Raw genomic sequence first — 16,845 nt, forward strand, 5'->3', positions numbered from 1 at the left:
GGCACGGCGGCCGCGTGCGGCGCGGTCGCAGCACACCGGTCGCGTGCCGCGCGGTCGCGCCGGTCGCACAGGGCGCGGCCCCCGGGGCCGGGTGCTCCCCGGGGCCGCCCCTGTGGTGCAGGTGGCCCTGACCCCCGTCCGGGGCCACCCGGATCTCGGCCGCGCGCCGTCAGCCTCCCGCGGCAGCACTGCGGTCCCGCAGGGCCGCGAGCGCGTCGTCCACCAGCGGCAGCCGGTAGACGTCGGCGACGCGCGCCAAATGCTCGTGCTCCTCGGCCAGTTCACCGCTCACCGTGACCACGAGGGTTTCCGCGGGCGGGCTCGGCACCTGGCCCGCCGCCTGGTTGCACAGGCCCCGGCGCAGCGCGACGGCCTCGGCGAAGGCGTCCAGCCTCCGGTCCGCCAGGCCCGCGGCGGCGCCCAGTTCCCTCGCGGTGTCGAGCGCGTCGGCCTCCACGTAGCGGCGTATCGCCCGCTGCACGTCGCGGATCTCCGCCATCTGCCGGTTGGCCCGCCACTCCAGGTCGGCCAGCGGCCACCACCGCGACCAGCCCGGCTCGTCCATCGTGACCTCCGGCGCCTGAGCGGCCACCGCCCGCCACAACGGCCGCAGCCGCCGCAGCCTGCGCCACGCGGACGCCCGGGGACCGGCGGCCGGCATCGCGAAACCGACCAGGACCAGCAGCGCGGCCACCGAAGCGCTCAGCGGGGCCACCCCGTTGGACAGCCACCGCTGGTCCGCCCCGGCCCAGGAGCAGAAGAAGCCGACGACCTTGCACAGGCAGTAGAACATCCCGCCCCAGCAGCCCACCGCCAGCACCCGCAGGCCGCGCGCCAGCCAGGTGCGCCCCAGCCGGGCCGCGTACCGCGGGCACAGCACGCCCAACGCGCCCGCGGCGGAGCCGAAGACCGCCAGGTACAGCACCAGGAACGCGACCACGCCCGGCGCGTGGGCGTACGCGGTGCTGAAGTCCCGCGGATGCTCGACCGCGTCGGGGCGGCCGACCGCGAAGCACACGATCGCGACCGTCCACACGGCGGCGACCACCGCGACCGCGACCCGGGCCCGCCGGGCCGCGCGGATCCGCGCCGCCTCGCTGTGGCGGCCGTGCCAGCGCAGCAGCAGCACCAGCGCCCCGGTGGCGAACACCACCACGGAGGAGTACAGGAAGGCCATGGCGAGGTTCGCCACACCCGTCAGCCGGTCGAACCAGCGGTAGATGCTGGGCGCGGAGAACAGGAAGACGGTCGCGATGGCCGCCGTCATCACGCAGGTCAGGCCCAGGTCGGTGTTGCCCCGGTCGCGCAGCCAGGCACGGCACTTGTAGCCGGTGATAGTCCAGGCGGCCAGGGCGAAGCACAGGTAGACGACGTCAAACACCCGGCTCACCGCCCGGCCCCGGCTCCTCGCGCCGCTGCCGCTCGCTCTGCACGTGGCGCAGGGCGGGCCCGAGGGACTCGGCGAGTTGCGCTGCCGGGCCGTCCAGCGGCAGACCGCGGTCGGTGGTGGACGGCACGACGCGCTCCATCAGCAGCGTGCCCAGCACCTCGGTCTCGCGCTCGGCGAGGTTGTCGTAGCAGTTGTGCCGGGCGAAGCCCATGGCCAGGCCCATCCGCCTGATCGCGGTGGCCACGTCCACCGACGGCGTCCAGACCTTCAGCGCCTCCTCGGTGACGCTGGGCTCCTGGTCGTGGCCGAGCAGCAGGTGGCCGATCTCGTGCAGCACGATGTGCGTCTGGTGCCAGGGCGAGGTGCCGCGTTCGTAGAACACCCAGAACGCGTCCTCGGTGGTCGCGGTCATGCCGGAGACCACACCGTCCAGGCCCATCGGCACCAGGTGGATGGGGCGGCCGACGCGGCGGGCCACCACGTCGCACAGCTCGCGCAGCCCGGTCGCGGCCGGGACTCCCAACTCGTCGACGAGCCGCTTGCAGCGACGACGCATCACACCGACGCGCATGACCGTACCGTCCTCGTCCGACGTCCGTTGCCAGGTGTGGAAGAGCTGTTCGCGCTCGTCGACGTCCGCCGCCCCGGCGCTCATCGGGCGCCCTCGCCGGGGACGTCGCCGGGGGCTGGGGGCCCGCCGTCGCGCGGGTCGGCCGGAAGGTTCATCTGGGCGCGGAACTGGGCGATGATCGTGCCCAGGCTGTCCTGCACCTCCGGCGGCAGCCCCACCGAGCGCAACGCGATCGCCCGGACCCGCTGGTCGCGCATGGCCACGAGGAAGCGGACCTCCTCCTCGACCCGCTCCGCCTGCGACGGCGACAGGTCGCCCAGTAGGTAACCGACCGGCACGGCGAAGAACTTCGCCAGCGCCCGCAGCACGTCGGGACTGGGGTTGGCACGCCGTCCGTTGCGCAGCATCGAAAGGTACTGCTCGGTCAGCCGCACCCCGCCGTACTCCTCGGCGCCCTGGCTGATCTCGGCCGCCACGTGCGCGTTGGTGTACGGGGCGCCGGGCGGATGCATGTGCGTGAACAGGTAGTTGAGGCGGGTGGCGAGCGTGCCGCCGTCCGCGCCCCGAGGTGTTCTGTCCTCGGTCGCCGCCATGCCGCACCACCCCTCGCCGTCCCGGGCCGTCCCGCGCGTGGTGGCACCGTCGCCGCCGTGCGCCAACGGGCGTGTTCTCACGGTCAGTTAAGACGCGTCACACCCTGGTGAGCATCCTGCCACGGAGGCACGGCGGCGCACTAGGCCGGTTTCGGTACGTCTCCACTCGCCGTACTTAACCGGCGGTTGATACGGCCCCGGCCTGCGGGGACGCGTCAGGGCGGCCCCCGGCCGGGACGGCCGGCGTGCGGCCGTCAGTGCGGGTGCGGGCCCTCGCGGTGCACCGGGCCGTGGGTGTCGGCACAGTGCCCGGTGTGCTCGGCGTCAGCCGCGGTCTGCGGGTTCGGCGCCACCGCGAGCAACTGCTCGGGCGCGTGGTCGACCTGGAGGGTGGTGTGGGTGATGCCGTGGTCCTCGCGCAGCATCTCCACCATCTCCCGCTGCACCGTGTGGCAGTCGCCGGCCGGCTCGACCAGGACGTGCGCGGAAAGGGCCGGCTGGCCGGAAGTGATCTGCCAGACGTGCAGATCGTGCACCTCCACCACCTCGGGCCGGGAGACCAGCAGGTCACCGAGCGCGTCGGGATCGACCCCGGCGGGCGCCGCCTCCAGGAAGATCCGGCCCGACTCGCGCACCAGACCGGTGCCCGCCCGCAGCATCAGCGCCACCACGACCAGCGAGGCGATCGCGTCCGCCCGGGAGAAGCCGGTGGTCAGCACCACGAGTCCGGCGATCGCGGTGGCGATGAAGCCGAACAGGTCGGTCAGGATGTGCTGGTAGGCGCCCTCGACGTTGAGCGAGGTGCGGTTGGCCCGGGAGATGCACCACGCGGCCAGCACGTTGACGGCCACCCCGACCAGCGCGGTGGCCAGCACCAGGCCACCGGTCACCGCGGGCGGCGCGATCAGCCTGCGCACCGCCTCGTACGCCAGCCACACCGACAGCAGCAGCAATGTGATGCCGTTGGCCTGGGCGGAGAGGATCTCGGCCCGCTTGAGTCCGTAGGTGAAGGTGCCCCGGGCCGGACGCGCCGCCAGCCGCATCGCGATCAGCGCCAGCACGATGGAGGCCGCGTCGGTCAGCATGTGGGCCGCGTCCGAGATCAGGGCCAGCGAGTGGGCGATCACGCCGACGACCACCTCGACGGCCATGAACGCCGCGATCAGTGCCAGCGCCATGGTCAGCCAGCGGCGGTCGGCGTCGGCGGCGACACCGTGCGAGTGCCCGTGCCCGCCGTGGTCATGACCGCCATGCCCGTGCCCGTCGTGCCCGTGCCGGTCGTGATCGTTCCCGGCGCCCGCCCCGGAGGCCGGAACGGCACCGTGGTCGTGGTCGTGGCTCCGGTCCTGCCGCGGTCCGCTGCTCATCGCCAAGCCCTTCGCCCCGTCGTCGTCCGTTGGCCGGCCGCGACGCGTTTCGTCACGTCCGGCCCCCAGCAGTGAACCGCGAAACGGCGAAAGATCCAAAGACTGCACTGGGAACGGTTATCGGCGCCGGTAAGGTGGCTCTGACCTGCGGTTTCGGCGCGAGTGGCGCGTCGGTGAGATCATCGGATGTACGGCCCGCAGTCCTGGCTCACGGCTTACGCACCGCCCACTGGGTGACCGGCATCGCCTGCCGCCAGCCGGTGAACCCGCCGACCGGGACGGCCTGCGCCACCGCGATCCTGACCAGGTCCCCGCCGTGCCGCGCGTACCACTGCCCCAGCAGTGCCTCCGACTCCAGCGTGACGGTGTTCGCGACCAGCCGTCCGCCCGGCGGCAACGCCTCCCAGCACGCCGCGAGCAGCCCCGGCGCGGTCAGCCCGCCGCCGACGAACACCGCGTCCGGCACGGGCAGTCCGGCCAGCGCCTGCGGTGCCGGGCCGGTGACCAGCCGCAGGCCGGGCACGCCCAGCGCGTCGGCGTTGCGGATCACGCGTTCGGCCCTGGCCGGGTCGCGTTCCACCGCGATCGCCCGGCACGAGCCGTGGGCCCGCATCCACTCGATCCCGATGCTGCCGGAGCCCGCCCCGACATCCCAGAGCAGTTCGCCGGGGGCCGGGGCGAGCGCGGCGAGGGTGGCCGCCCGCACGTGGCGCTTGGTCAGCTGCCCGTCGTGCTCGTACGCCTCGTCCGGCAGTCCCGGCACCAGCGACAGGGGATGGGCGTCGGCGCCGGCCGCGCACTCCAGTGCGATGACGTTCAGGGGGTCGCCGGGCGGGTGCGGCCAGGCGTCCGCGGTGCCGTCCAGGACGCGTTCGCGCTCACCGCCGAGCTGCTCCAGCACCCGCATCCGGCTCGCACCGAAGCCCCGTTCGCGCAGCAGGCGCGCCACCTCGGCGGGGGTGGCCGCGTCCGCGCTCAGCACGAGGAGCCGGCGCCGGTCGTACAGCGCCGCGTGCAGCCCCGACGCCGGGCGGCCGACCAGCGAGACCACCTCGGTGCGCTCCACCGGCCAGCCCAGCCGGGCGCAGGCGTGGGAGACCGACGACGGATGCGGCAGGACCCGCAGCCGCTCGGCGCCGGCCACCTCGGCCAGGGTACGGCCGATCCCGTGGAACATCGGGTCACCGCTCGCCAGCACCGCCACCCGGCGCCCGGCGTGCTCCGCCAGCAGCCCCGGCACGGCGGGCCGCAGCGGCGAGGGCCAGGCGACCCGCTCGCCCGCGCACTCGGGCGGCAGCAGGCCGAGTTGCCGCCCCGCGCCGATCAGCACCTGGGCCCGCCGCAACTCCGCGCGTGCCCGCTCAGTGAGACCCGCCCAGCCGTCGGCGCCGATGCCGACCACGGTGAGCGGTTCGCCCGTGCGGGGAACGGGGGCCGCAGGGAGGGAATTCAACGGGGGCACCTCGGGTCTTCTGGCACGGTCCGGGGACGGACCGGGAACGGGTCGCGGGCCACGGGCCGCGGAAGGGCCCGCGCGGGCCCTCGCACTCTACTGAAGCCGTCGGCGGGCACGGGCAGGCGGCCGAACGCGACGACGCCGGGAGCCACGGGGGTCACCCGCGGCTCCCGGCGTCCGACGACGGACCGCCCGCGCACGACCGGATCGGGTCGTGCGCGAAGGACCCGGTCGCTCAGAAGTGGAACACGTACTTGCTGGCGCCCTGCATCATGCAGGCGTTGGGGTAGGTGTGCGAGTACGACACCTCGCGGCCCTGCCAGACGCCTTCCGCGGTCACCACCACGGGCTTCCACAGCATCATGCAGATCGGCTGCGGGCTGGCGCCGGTGAGCGAGGTGAAGTCGCCGTGCACGCCGTCGAGTTCGCTACAGGCTCCCTGCGGGTCCGGGTGGTTGCCGCCTACCTCGGGGTCACAGGTGAGGGTCACGGCGCGCTGCACGGCCGCGGAGGTGGCGTTGTCACCCTGGGCGATGGTCAGCACCAGGTCGGTCGGGTCGGCCGGGTTCGCTTCGGCGTGCGCGGCGGTGGTGCCCACGCCCATGAGGCAGCTTGCCGCGATGGCGGCGACGGCGCCCAGCGAGCCCAGCGTTCCCTTGATGTTCCGCATTCCGGATACTCCTTGGTCGGGGTTGTGCGGATAACGGACGGGAGTCTTGCCGAACCGTTCACGGGACGCACATCGATCGCACACTTCCGGTCGCGCTCGGCGACGCCTCCGTGGCGCATTGTGGCGACCGTTCCTCACGGGCAGGGTTCGACGGCCGTGGGCTGGGCCGGTCGTTGCCGGAAGACGGGCCGCGGAAGGCGATTGACGCCTTGCCGGCTCGTGCGCGCGGAGTGTGAGCGACGCTCTCAAGTCGTGGCGACTCGACCGGAAACCACCGTTTTGCGGCACGGAAAACCCCCGCCGCCCATGATCGGGGCGACGGGGGTCGTGGACCGCACGGCGTCCGTGGCGTCACTGCGACGGCGGCCCCCGAACGTCAACGGGACTGCGACGCAAGGGCTTTCACGTGTCGCGGCGCAGCCGGGCCAACGGGGCCGGGGCCACGATGAAGCCCTCGGCGCGGGCGCTCGCCAGGCCGATGCGCGGCAACTGCGAGCTCTTCTCGAACAGCAGGAAGCGCGGCTCCCAGATCGGGCGGTACTTGGCGTTGGCCCGGTACAGCGACTCCAGCTGCCACCAGCGCGAGAAGAACATCAGCGCGGACCGCCACAGCCGCAGCACCGGACCCGCGCCCAGCCGCGCGCCCTCCTCGAAGACCGAACGGAACATCGCGAAGTTCAGCGAGATCCGCTGCACGCCCACCGAGTCCGCCTGCTGGATCAGCTCCAGCACCATGAACTCGACCAGACCGTTCTCCGAGGCACGGTCGCGGCGCATCAGGTCCAGCGACAGGCCCTTCGGGCCCCACGGCACGAAGCTCAGCAGGGCACGCAACTCGCCCTCGCCGTCGTGGCACTCGATCATCACGCAGTCCCCGTCGGCCGGGTCGCCCAGCCGCCCCAGCGCCATCGAGAACCCGCGCTCGGTCTGGCCGTCGCGCCAGCGGTCGGCCGCCGCGAGCAGCTGGGCCATCTCGTCGGCCGGGATGTCGTGGTGGCGCCGGATGCGCGTGGTGTAACCGGCGCGCTTGACGCGGTTGTACGCCTGGCGCACGCCGCGCATCGCCCGGCCGTCCAAGGTGAACTCACCGGTCTCCACGATCGCCTCGTCGCCCAGCTCCAGGGCGTCGAGGCCGTGCCGCGCGTAGACCGTGCCGCCCTCCTCGCTGGCGCCCATCACGGCCGGGATCCACGCGTGCTCGCGCGCCTCGGCCAGCCAGGCGTCGATCGCGCCCGGCCACGCCTCGACGTCCCCGATCGGGTCGCCGGAGGCCAGCGTCACACCGCCGACCACCCGGTAGGTGACCGCCGCCTTGCCGGTCGGAGAGAAGATCACCGACTTGTCCCGGCGCAGCGCGAAGTAGCCCAGCGAGTCCCGGGCGCCATGCCGGGCCAGCAGCGCCCGCAGTTTGTCCTCGTCGTCCCGGCCGAGCCGCTCCCGCCCGCGCGGCGAGCGGAAGAGCGCGTACAGCACGGCGAGGAAGAGCACCAGGCCGGTGAGGTTGATGCCCGCGCCCACCCAGTGGTTGACGCGCAGCGCCTGGAAGTCCTGGTCGTTGGTGAGCGCGGTCAGCCGCAGCGCCACGTACCACACGCGGTCGCCGATGCTGGCGTGGTCCGGCCCGGCGGCCGTCACCAGGGTCGCCCCCGCGCCCACCGAGATCAGCGCACCGACGCCGAGCACCGCCAGCGCCAGCTGCGGGTTGGTGCGGTCGCCCTTGGCGTAGAACTCCCTGCGCCCGATCAGGGTGCAGACCAGCACCAGGCAGGTCACGCCCGTGGAGACCCAGTTGAACGGATGGCGGCGCAGGTCGTCGAAGGTCAGCGCCCACACCGACAGCACCGCGTACAGCCCGCACAGCAGCGTGACCACGATCCACGCGACCCGCTTGCGGCGCCCCAGCATCATCGCCATGAACAGCGCGGCGGCGGCCGAGGTGAACCCGGCGAAGAGCATGAAGGGCGTGTAGAGGTCGCCGGTGTTGTGCGCGTGCACCTGCTCGCGCAGCGTGAAGGAGACGGCGGTCAGCAGATTGAGCAGACCCACCACCCGCAGGTACCACTCGGGCACCAGGGCCATGCGGCGGGTGAGAGCGGTCGAGCGGTCACCCGGCCGACGTGGTTGCTGCCCCCCGGCGCCCTGCCCGGTGCCGGCATCGGCACGTGGCGAGACATTGACAGCATTGCTCATCTACGGCGCCTCTCAGATTCTTCTCATGATGCCAGGGCGCCCGACGATATCAATGACACGAAAGGGTGGTACCGCGCGTGGGCCGTGGACCACGGCCCACGTGGGCGACATCACGTCGAGGACGACCGCGGGATCAGGCGCCGCCGAAGCCCAGCAGCCGTTCCATCGCCTGCCGGGCCCTCGCGTCCGACGCGGCACGGGCCGCGATGGCACCGGCCAGCTCCCGCGCCCACTCGTCCAGGCCCACCGGCCGCCGGGAGAGCACCACCCCGCGCACCTCCTTGCAGACCTCCCCCTTGGGGCGGCCGCCGGCCAGGTCCAGCACCAGCCGCTGCTCGCCCAGTGCCACCTGAAGGCGCTCCACCCTGCCCTCGCGGCCCGCCAGCCGGTCGGCCATCCCGCGCTTGCGCTCGATCGTCACCGCGTCCGGCGGCAGCGCGTCGGCCAGGCTGCCGGTGAGCACCTGGGCGTAGACCTCCAGGTCGGCGGCGTCCTGGCGCAGCGCCGCGGTCAGCAGGTCCACCGAGGCCGGGTCGCCGGCGGGTTCGTAGGGCATCGGGTCGTTGGCGGTCATCGCCGGGCCTCTCGCGGTCGTGCGGTCACGGGGGGATTCCACGCGGTACGTCGCGTACGCCGGGCACCTCGCGTGCGCCGCGTACACCTGTTACAGGGTCGCGCGATCAGCCGTCGAGGCTCAACACCATGGTCGGGCGCTCGATGACGTGGTCGTCGCGCAGCGGGCGCACCGCCGTGCCGATCGCGAAGAACTCCGTCGTGTGACCGCCCCAGCGGTGGTTGTGCGCGTTCAGCTGCACGCCGACGATGCCCTCCGCGTGCAGTTCCTCCGCCTCGTTCTGCATCCGCTCCATCGCCAGCTCGCGGGCGTCGTACAGGGCCTGGGTGAACGGTTCGATCTCCACGTTCTTGCCGATGTTGGAGAAGACCGAGCCGAGCTTCTGGTGCGCGATGTGGTACACGCAGGTGCCCATCACCATGCCCAGCGGCGCGTAGCCCGCGCGGATCAGCGTCCAGAAGTCCTGGCCGCTCAGGTCCGAGGTGAACGGCTGGCCCTTGGCGTTGCGCCAGCTGCCGTTGCCGCCCGGCGCGGGGGAGTCCGCCTTGACCGCGGTGCCGAGGGCGATGAACTCGGCGATGTCGTTGCCGAACTCCCGCGCCTCGACCGACAGCCGCACGCCCACGATGCCGTCGGCGCCCAGCTGCGCGGCCTCCGCCTCCATGCGGGTCATCGCCAGCTCACGGGCGTGGTACATCGCCTGGCTGAGCGTGGTCAGCTCCTGGTTCTTGCCCCAGCGGCCCAGCTGGATGCCGACGTGGTAGATCGAGCTGCCCAGCACCAGGCCGATCGGACGGAACCCGGCCTCGCGCACCAGAAGGAACTCGTTGACCGACAGGTCACTGGTGAACAGCCCGCCGGGCTGGCCCGGGCGCAGGTCCGCCAGCCGGCGCATCGCGTCGGCGGGCACGCCCTGCGGGGCGGGGTCGGTGGCGCTCATGATCGGGTTCCCCTCGTTGTGCCGCGGGCGCGCCCCGCGTCGACGGTGCGGTTCACTCGGTGCCGTCCAGCTCGGACAGCTCCGTCATCATCCTGCGGACCTCGTACGGGTCCGTGCCGTACGAGCCCAGCTCGCGTTCGATCCGCCTGCGCAGCCGCTTGCGGCGGGAGTCCAGCGGCATGATGCTCAGCGTGCGCGCCGGGCTCCCGGTCACGGTGAACGAGGCGATCGCCGAGCCGACCAGTGTCGCCTCGGCGACGTGGTCCTCCTGCTCGGAGTTGTTGTTCTTGGCGCGGATGCACGACTCGCCCCACACCCGCAGGTCGCTGCTGCCCAGCACCACGCCCTGCGCGCCCGCGTCACGGGCCTGGCGGGTCAGGTGGGCGCGGGCGTCGTGGCGGGTGGCGTTCACCAGCTCGCTCCAGCCGGTGACCTCCTGGTTCCCGGCGCTCAGGCGGCGCTGCTGGTAGACCTCCCAGTCGTCGTGGCGCACCCCGATCGAGATGCCGACCAGCAGCTCCACCGGGACCCAGCCCGAGGCGAGCAGCTTGGCGAAGCCCTGGCCGTCCAGATGCGTGGTGAACGGCTGCCGCGGCCGCACCGGGCCCTGCGCGCGTACCGCCGTGCCGATGACCTGGAACTCCAGGCAGTTGGGCTGCGCGGGGAACGGCGCCATCGTCAGGTTCGCCGCCACCACCCCGTCGCCGCCCAGCGCCGCGCACTCGGCCACCATGCGCTCCAGCGCCTTGTGGCGGGCGTCCATCAGCACCTTGACCAGCGCGCGGGAGGCCGCGCCCTGCCCGGACAGCGCGACGTTCGCCACCCGGTCGAAGCGGCCCATCAGCCCCGCGTAGCCGTGGCCGCAGTCGTAGTAGCCCCAGTACGTGCCGCTGCGGGAGACGTGGTAGACGGCCGACCCCATCACCTGGCCCACCGGCTCGAAGCCGACGGACCGGATCGCGGCGAACTCGCCGGTGGACAGCGCGGAGGACCACGTGCCGCTGCGCCGCGCTTCCGCGGTGCGCGCCGCCGCCACCGGCGGCAGCCCCGCCGAGGTCCATTCCCCGCTCATGGACACCAACTCCCGCTTCACCACCCCCCACCGGGGGCATGGGAGCACGAGTCTAGGACCTGGCGCCGACACCCCGCACGTGGGTGCGGCACCGCGTGCCGCGCCCTGGACGACCGCGCGGCGCGTTCCGTCGCGCCCCGGGGGTCTCGCAGATCCCGGGGGCGGCGGGCGATACCGGTCGCGCCGGGGGTCTGCGCGCCCCGTCGCGCCGGTAAAGTCGGAAAGGTGAAGGTGATGCGGATCGTCACGCCCCGGCTGACGCTGCGGCCACTGACCGTCGAGGACGCGACGGCCCTGGTCGATCTGCACGCCGACGAACGGGTCAGCCGCTACACCGGCGCCTACTCCCACGAACGCGCGCTGGTGCGGCTTGCCGCCGTCGAGGAGCAGTGGCGCACCCGCGGATACGGGCTGTGCGCCGTGGAGTTGAAGGCCACCGGCGAGTTCCTGGGCCGCTGCGGCCTCAACTACTGGGAGCAGTTCGACGAGGTGGAGGCGGGCTGGGCGCTGCGGGCCGCCGCCTGGGGCCACGGGTACGCCACCGAGGCGGCCCGGGCCTGCGTCGAGTGGGCCGCCGCCGCGCTCGACGTCCCGTACCTCACCGCGATGATCCACCCCGGCAACACGGCCTCCTCGCGGGTCGCCGAACGGCTGGGCTTCGTCCCGCACCGCGAGGACGTCCTGTTCGGCGCCCCCGTCACGGTGTACGTGCGCCCGCTGTGACGGAGCGGGGGTGTGCCGGCTCACACCCCGTAATCGGCCGCGCCGCGCTCGCGCTCGGCGGCGGGGGGCGGGGGACTGGCACCCACCGCCCCAGGTCGGACCTGCGTCCACCGTGTCGTGTGGTCGTCAACTGCCGTGATCCGAGAGCCTGTCGAGGCACCGGAAGCGGGTGTGCGGCTTCCTCGTGCCGGAAGCCGCCCGGGGCACCCCCGGCCCGCGCGCCGTGAGCCGGGACGGCGGCGCGCGGCGGCCGGAACGCGCCGTCAGACGATCCCGGGCTCGGCCCGCGGCGCGAAATCGTGGCGCGGAGCCCGTCCAAAGCGCGCTACACTAACTTGCTGGATACAAGCAATACCGGCACAGGGGTAGCGGAGGCGGTGAGCGATGGGCAAGGGGACGGTCCATGGCGGGGACCAGGCGAGAGCGCCCGGTACGGCCACGATCACCGCGGAGCAGGGGCCACCGGTGGCGACCGCCGCCGAAGCGGCGTCCGGGCTGGGCTCGGAGATCGTACGCTTCACCCGGCTCATCGCGGCCTGGAAGCACAAGGCGAAGAACGAGCCGGGTGCGGCCGACCGCGTCCTGCTGGCCCGGCTGGTCGTGGGCGGCGAGCGGAGGGCGACCGATCTGGCCGCGGACGCCTTCCTCGATCTGTCGACCGTCAGCAGGCAGGTGCGGTCCCTGGTGGAACGCGGCCTGGTCGAGCGCCACCCGGATCCGGAGGACCGGAGGGGGTCGCTGCTGACCGCGACGGAGGCCGGCCGGGAGGCGTTCGAGCAGTACCGCCGGCAGCGCGACGCGGAACTCGCCGCGCTGCTGGAACCGTGGCCGGCCGAGGACCGCTACCAGCTGATCAGGCTGCTGGCGCGCCTCAACGACGACTTGGTGGAACAACAACACGCGCGGCACTGTCCCGGGGGACACACGGGCACCGCGGCGAAGCAGGGAGAAACACAACGATGAGCGACTCCGCGTCCCCGCCGACCGCGGGAGCGAAGGCGATAGCCTCGCCGGGCGGCCTTACGCACCGGCAGATCCTGACCATCCTCAGCGGCCTCATGCTCGGCATGTTCCTGGCCGCGCTCGACCAGACCATCGTCTCGACGTCCATCCGGACCATCGCCGACGACCTCCACGGCCTCAGCCAGCAGGCGTGGGCCACCACCGCGTACCTCATCACCTCGACGATCGCGACGCCGCTCTACGGCAAGCTGTCCGACCTGCACGGACGCAAGCCGTACTTCCTGACCGCGATCACGATCTTCATCGCCGGCTCGGCGATGTGCACGTTCTCCACGTCGATGACCGAGCTGGCCGCGTTCCGCGCCTTCCAGGGGCTCGGTGCCGGTGGTCTGATGTCGCTCGCGCTGGCGATCATCGGCGACATCGTGCCGCCCCGTGAGCGCGCCCGGTACCAGGGCTACATGCTCGCCACCTTCGCCACCTCCAGCGTCGCCGGCCCCCTCATCGGCGGCGCCCTGGCCGGCCAGCAGCACCTGCTGGGCATCACCGGCTGGCGCTGGGTCTTCCTGGTCAACGTGCCGATCGGCATCGTCGCGCTGTTCGTGGTCGCGAAGGTGCTCAACCTGCCGCACACCCGCCGCGACCACCGCATCGACTGGTGGGGCGCGATCACCATCGCCATCGGCGTCGTCCCGCTGCTGCTCGTCGCGGAACAGGGCCAGGACTGGGGCTGGGGCTCGGCCAAGTCGCTGGCCTGCTACGTGATCGGCGGCGTCGGCATCGTCGCCTGGATCTTCGTGGAGCGCTGGATCGGCGACGACGCCCTGATCCCGATGCGGCTGTTCCGCAACGGCACCTTCAGCAAGACCAGCCTGCTGTCCGTCCTCATCGGCATGGGCATGTTCGGCGGCATGCTGCTCATCCCGCAGTACCTGCAGATCGTCAAGGGCTCCAGCCCGACCAAGTCCGGTCTGGAGATGCTGCCGCTGATGGCGGGCATGATGGTCGCCTCCATCGTCTCCGGCCAGATCACCTCCAAGACCGGTCGCTACAAGATCTTCCCGATCATGGGCACCGCGCTGATGGTCGTGGCGATGCTGCTGTTCTACCGCGAGGTGCAGTGGAACACGCCGCTGTGGCAGACCATGGTCTACATGCTGGTCTTCGGCGCCGGCCTCGGTCTGTGCATGCAGACCCTCGTGCTCGCCGTGCAGAACGCCGTGCCGCCGCGCGACATGGGTGTCGCCACCGCGTCCTCGACCTTCTTCCGCCAGATGGGCGCCACCGCCGGCACCGCTGTCTTCCTGTCCGTGCTGTTCAGCACGGTCGGCGACAAGATCTCGTCGGCGTTCAGGAGCGACGTGCCCACCAGCTGGTTCCAGGGCGCGCTGCACGACCCGTCGGTGGTCTCCAACCCGGCCAACAAGCCGGTGCTCGACATGCTCAAGAACCCCACCGGGGGCGGCGGTTCGTCCAGCGTCCTGAGCGACTCCTCGTTCATCCAGAAGCTGGACCCGCGGCTGGCCGAGCCCTTCAAGCAGGGCTTCGCCGACTCGATGCACGTCGTCTTCCTGATGGGCGCCGCCATCATGCTCGCGGCCTTCCTGCTGATGTGGTTCATCAAGGAGGTCCCGCTGCGGCAGGTCTCCGGTCTCCAGGCCGCCGCCGCCGAGGCCGCGGAGGTCGCGGGCGTGGTCGTCCCGGGCGACGGTGAGGGCGGCGCGGCGGCTGCCGCTGACGCGCCCGGTGCGGTCGCCGGTGCCACGGGTGCGCCGGACGGCGCCGGCCCGGTGACAGCCGCCCTGGGCGCCTCCGCCCCGGCGCAGACCGCCGTGCTGGAGAAGTCCCCGGCCGCGGGCGCGCCCGTCCAGGGCCTGGTGCGCGACGGCGACGGCAGCCCGGTGGCGCAGGCCGTGGTCACCCTGATCGACGTCAGCGGTCGGCAGCTGGACCGCACCGTCACGGGTGCGGACGGCCGCTACCAGGTCGGCACCCCGGGCGGCGGCACGTACGTGCTGATCGGCTCCGCCGGTGCCCGCTCGCCGCAGGCCGCCACCGTGGTGGTCGGCGACGCGCCGGTCGACTTCGACCTCACCCTGTCCGGCGCGGCCGGGCTGAGCGGTGCGGTGCGCGACGCCGACGGCGAGGTGCTGGCCGGCGCCCTGGTGGTCGCCACCGACTTCCGCGGCGAGGTCGTGGCCTCCGGCGCGGCGGACTCCGACGGCGGCTTCGCCTTCGGCGAGCTGGTCCCCGGCGGCTACACCCTGGCGGTGAGCGCCGAGGGCCACCGCCCGACCGCGCTCCAGGTCGAGGTGGCTCCCGGCGGCGCCAACCGCTACGAGGTCCGGCTCGCGCCCGGCGCCAGCATCACCGGCACCGTGCGCACCGCCGAGGGCCGGCCGCTGGACGACGCACGGGTCACCCTGCTCGACCCCGCGGGCCACGTCATCGGCACCGCCACCACCGGTACGGACGGCGCCTACGGGTTCACCGACCTCGACGGCGGCGAGTACACCGTGATCGCCAGCGGATACGCGCCGGTCGCCACGCCGGTGCGGGTCGACGGCGCGGGCCGGGACGACTTCGACGTCGACCTCGGCCACGAGCCGGTCAACTGACGCGAGGCGCTGACCGGTCGGCTCGACCGGACGCGGGGCCCGGACCGTTCAGCGGTCCGGGCCCCGCCTGCGTTCCGCCCGCCGCGGACCGCCTCGCGCTCAGGAACCGAGCAGCGCGGGCAGGATGACCGCGTCCACGTAGCGCGTCAGGTAGTCCGCGTCCGCGAAGCGGTCCTCCACGATCTTGCGCGCGGGCAGGGCGCCCAGCAGCATGTGGACGAAGAACTCCACCGCCGCCGCGTCCGCGCGGATCTCCCCGCGGTCCACCGCCCGCCGCACCAGCTGGTCCAGCAGCGCGCGCTCCGGCTCGATCAGCATCTCGCGCAGCGCCACCGCCAGCTCGGGGGTCTGGTGCACCGCGTGGCCCACCGCGTTCATGAACGCCGTGTCCCGGCCCGCCGCGTCGCCGATCTGCCGGGCCAGCTCGTGCAGGTCGCCCCGCAGGCTCCCGGTGTCCACCGACGAGGTCCGCACCGGCTTGGTGTGCCGCATCGCCGCCGCGACCAGTTGCGGCTTGCCCTTCCACTGCCGGTAGAGCGTCGCCTTGCTGGACCGGCTGCGCGCGGCCACCGCGTCCATGGTCATCGCCTCGTAGCCCACCTCCCGCACCAGTTCGATGACGGCCTCGTACAGCTCGCCCTCGCGCTCGGGGGTGAGCCGGGAACGACGGACCGGGGCGGTCATGATGCGGCTCCATTCAGTACGCGACGCACACGGCACCGGCTCCCACCAGGCAGGAGGTGCCGTCCCAAGGCAGCTTAGGGCCTGTGGACAATAGCGCCCATGGACTACCAGCAGCTGTTGCACGACGCCATGGACGCCGCCCGCGCCACGGTGGGCCGGGGCAAGGTCGCCGACTACATCCCGGCGCTCGCCGGGGTCGATCCGGACGGCTTCGGCATGGCGCTGGCGACCGTCGAGGGCGAGGTCTTCGGCGTGGGGGACTGGGAGAAACCATTCTCCGTGCAGAGCGTCTCCAAGCTCTTCTCGCTCGCCCTGGTCCTCGCGCACGGCGGTGACGGCATCTGGCACCGGGTCGGCCGCGAGCCGTCCGGCAACCCCTTCAACTCGCTGGTCCAGCTGGAGAGCGAACGCGGCATCCCGCGCAACCCGTTCATCAACGCGGGTGCCCTCGTCGTCACCGACCGCCTTCTCACCCTCACCGGTGACGCGGCCGAGTCGGTACGGGAGTTCCTGCGCGCCGAGTCCGGCAATCCGGGCCTCGACACCGACCCCGCGGTGGCCGCCTCCGAGGCCGAGCACGGCCACCGCAACGCCGCCCTCGCGCACTTCATCGCCAGCCACGGCAACCTGGACAACGACGTCGACACCGTCCTGGAGCACTACTACGGCCACTGCGCGATCGCGGCGAGCTGCCGGGACCTGGCGCTGGCGGGCGGCTTCCTGGCCCGGCACGGCACCCGGGCCGACGGCATCCGGCTGCTGAGCCGCAGCGAGGCCAAGCGGATCAACGCGGTGCTGCTGACCTGCGGTACCTACGACGCGGCGGGCGAGTTCGCGTTCCGGGTGGGGCTGCCGGGCAAGAGCGGCGTGGGCGGCGGGGTGCTCGCCGTGCTGCCGGGGCGCGCCTCGCTGTGCGCCTGGGGACCGGAGCTGGACGCGGCCGGCAACTCGGTGGCCGCCGTCGCCGCGCTCGACGCCTTCACCACGGCGACCGGGCTGTCGGTGTTCTGAGCGCGGCGGCCGGGCACATACCC

The 16,845-nt window shown here is 73.0% G+C and carries 15 protein-coding genes; 4 read left to right on the forward strand and 11 right to left on the reverse strand.

Annotated elements, in window-relative coordinates:
- Positions 1-169 precede the first annotated feature (169 nt).
- The 10 genes from CK485_RS24270 to CK485_RS24315 all read right to left on the reverse strand — a co-directional run bounded on the left by CK485_RS24270 (position 170) and on the right by CK485_RS24315 (position 10,823).
- A complete protein-coding gene (locus tag CK485_RS24270) occupies positions 170-1,381 on the reverse strand; it encodes an MAB_1171c family putative transporter (RefSeq protein ID WP_109454398.1) in 1,212 nt (403 codons plus the stop codon).
- Entirely contained in the window at positions 1,374-2,045 is a 672-nt protein-coding gene (locus CK485_RS24275) for a hypothetical protein (protein ID WP_109453961.1), read from the reverse strand. Before CK485_RS24275 ends, CK485_RS24270 begins: the two co-directional genes overlap by 8 nt.
- Positions 2,042-2,554, reverse strand: coding sequence for a helix-turn-helix transcriptional regulator (locus tag CK485_RS24280; RefSeq protein WP_109454399.1), 513 nt, complete (start codon positions 2,552-2,554; stop codon positions 2,042-2,044). Before CK485_RS24280 ends, CK485_RS24275 begins: the two co-directional genes overlap by 4 nt.
- A 254-nt stretch (positions 2,555-2,808) precedes the next feature.
- A complete protein-coding gene (locus CK485_RS24285; RefSeq protein ID WP_109453962.1) occupies positions 2,809-3,921 on the reverse strand; it encodes a cation diffusion facilitator family transporter in 1,113 nt (370 codons plus the stop codon).
- A gap of 208 nt (positions 3,922-4,129) precedes the next feature.
- Entirely contained in the window at positions 4,130-5,383 is a 1,254-nt protein-coding gene (gene cbiE / locus CK485_RS24290; protein ID WP_109453963.1) for a precorrin-6y C5,15-methyltransferase (decarboxylating) subunit CbiE, read from the reverse strand.
- A gap of 229 nt (positions 5,384-5,612) precedes the next feature.
- On the reverse strand, positions 5,613-6,047 hold the full coding sequence (locus CK485_RS24295) for a subtilase-type protease inhibitor (protein ID WP_109453964.1): 435 nt from the start codon (positions 6,045-6,047) through the stop codon (positions 5,613-5,615).
- Between the two features lie 402 nt (positions 6,048-6,449).
- On the reverse strand, positions 6,450-8,126 hold the full coding sequence (locus tag CK485_RS24300) for a phosphatidylglycerol lysyltransferase domain-containing protein (protein WP_241968563.1): 1,677 nt from the start codon (positions 8,124-8,126) through the stop codon (positions 6,450-6,452).
- Between the two features lie 244 nt (positions 8,127-8,370).
- Entirely contained in the window at positions 8,371-8,811 is a 441-nt protein-coding gene (locus tag CK485_RS24305) for a hypothetical protein (protein WP_109453966.1), read from the reverse strand.
- A gap of 106 nt (positions 8,812-8,917) precedes the next feature.
- Positions 8,918-9,751, reverse strand: a complete 834-nt coding sequence (locus tag CK485_RS24310; RefSeq protein ID WP_109453967.1) for a heavy metal-binding domain-containing protein — start codon at positions 9,749-9,751, stop codon at positions 8,918-8,920.
- 52 nt (positions 9,752-9,803) lie between these two features.
- Positions 9,804-10,823 carry a heavy metal-binding domain-containing protein gene (locus CK485_RS24315; RefSeq protein ID WP_109453968.1) on the reverse strand — a complete coding sequence of 340 codons (1,020 nt, stop codon included), beginning with the start codon at positions 10,821-10,823 and terminating at the stop codon, positions 9,804-9,806.
- Positions 10,824-11,057: 234 nt separating this feature from the next.
- On the opposite strand from CK485_RS24315, the gene CK485_RS24320 reads away from it, so the two are divergent.
- From CK485_RS24320 to CK485_RS24330, 3 genes are all read left to right on the forward strand, one after another.
- Positions 11,058-11,546, forward strand: a complete 489-nt coding sequence (locus CK485_RS24320) for a GNAT family N-acetyltransferase (RefSeq protein ID WP_109453969.1) — start codon at positions 11,058-11,060, stop codon at positions 11,544-11,546.
- A gap of 384 nt (positions 11,547-11,930) precedes the next feature.
- Positions 11,931-12,509, forward strand: coding sequence for a MarR family transcriptional regulator (locus CK485_RS24325; protein ID WP_109453970.1), 579 nt, complete (start codon positions 11,931-11,933; stop codon positions 12,507-12,509).
- A complete protein-coding gene (locus tag CK485_RS24330; RefSeq protein ID WP_109453971.1) occupies positions 12,506-15,127 on the forward strand; it encodes an MFS transporter in 2,622 nt (873 codons plus the stop codon). Before CK485_RS24325 ends, CK485_RS24330 begins: the two co-directional genes overlap by 4 nt.
- A 99-nt stretch (positions 15,128-15,226) precedes the next feature.
- Here CK485_RS24330 and CK485_RS24335 read toward each other — a convergent pair whose 3' ends face one another.
- A complete protein-coding gene (locus CK485_RS24335) occupies positions 15,227-15,811 on the reverse strand; it encodes a TetR/AcrR family transcriptional regulator (RefSeq protein WP_109453972.1) in 585 nt (194 codons plus the stop codon).
- Between the two features lie 99 nt (positions 15,812-15,910).
- Between CK485_RS24335 and CK485_RS24340 the strand changes: the two genes are divergently transcribed.
- Positions 15,911-16,822 (forward strand): glutaminase, encoded by a 912-nt coding sequence (locus CK485_RS24340; protein ID WP_109453973.1) that lies wholly within the window; start codon positions 15,911-15,913, stop codon positions 16,820-16,822.
- Positions 16,823-16,845 lie beyond the last annotated feature (23 nt).

This window comes from Streptomyces sp. ICBB 8177 (assembly GCF_003144095.1).
Lineage (GTDB): Bacteria > Actinomycetota > Actinomycetes > Streptomycetales > Streptomycetaceae > Streptantibioticus_D.

Coding starts and splice junctions, on each gene's coding strand:
- CK485_RS24275 (WP_109453961.1), bottom strand. CDS start 2,045: ATGAGCGCCGGGGCGGCGGACGTCGACGAGCGCGAACAGCTCTTCCAC.
- CK485_RS24280 (WP_109454399.1), bottom strand. CDS start 2,554: ATGGCGGCGACCGAGGACAGAACACCTCGGGGCGCGGACGGCGGCACG.
- CK485_RS24285 (WP_109453962.1), bottom strand. CDS start 3,921: ATGAGCAGCGGACCGCGGCAGGACCGGAGCCACGACCACGACCACGGT.
- CK485_RS24295 (WP_109453964.1), bottom strand. CDS start 6,047: ATGCGGAACATCAAGGGAACGCTGGGCTCGCTGGGCGCCGTCGCCGCC.
- CK485_RS24300 (WP_241968563.1), bottom strand. CDS start 8,126: ATGGCCCTGGTGCCCGAGTGGTACCTGCGGGTGGTGGGTCTGCTCAAT.
- CK485_RS24305 (WP_109453966.1), bottom strand. CDS start 8,811: ATGACCGCCAACGACCCGATGCCCTACGAACCCGCCGGCGACCCGGCC.
- CK485_RS24310 (WP_109453967.1), bottom strand. CDS start 9,751: ATGAGCGCCACCGACCCCGCCCCGCAGGGCGTGCCCGCCGACGCGATG.
- CK485_RS24315 (WP_109453968.1), bottom strand. CDS start 10,823: ATGAGCGGGGAATGGACCTCGGCGGGGCTGCCGCCGGTGGCGGCGGCG.
- CK485_RS24320 (WP_109453969.1), top strand. CDS start 11,058: ATGCGGATCGTCACGCCCCGGCTGACGCTGCGGCCACTGACCGTCGAG.
- CK485_RS24325 (WP_109453970.1), top strand. CDS start 11,931: ATGGGCAAGGGGACGGTCCATGGCGGGGACCAGGCGAGAGCGCCCGGT.
- CK485_RS24330 (WP_109453971.1), top strand. CDS start 12,506: ATGAGCGACTCCGCGTCCCCGCCGACCGCGGGAGCGAAGGCGATAGCC.
- CK485_RS24335 (WP_109453972.1), bottom strand. CDS start 15,811: ATGACCGCCCCGGTCCGTCGTTCCCGGCTCACCCCCGAGCGCGAGGGC.
- CK485_RS24340 (WP_109453973.1), top strand. CDS start 15,911: ATGGACTACCAGCAGCTGTTGCACGACGCCATGGACGCCGCCCGCGCC.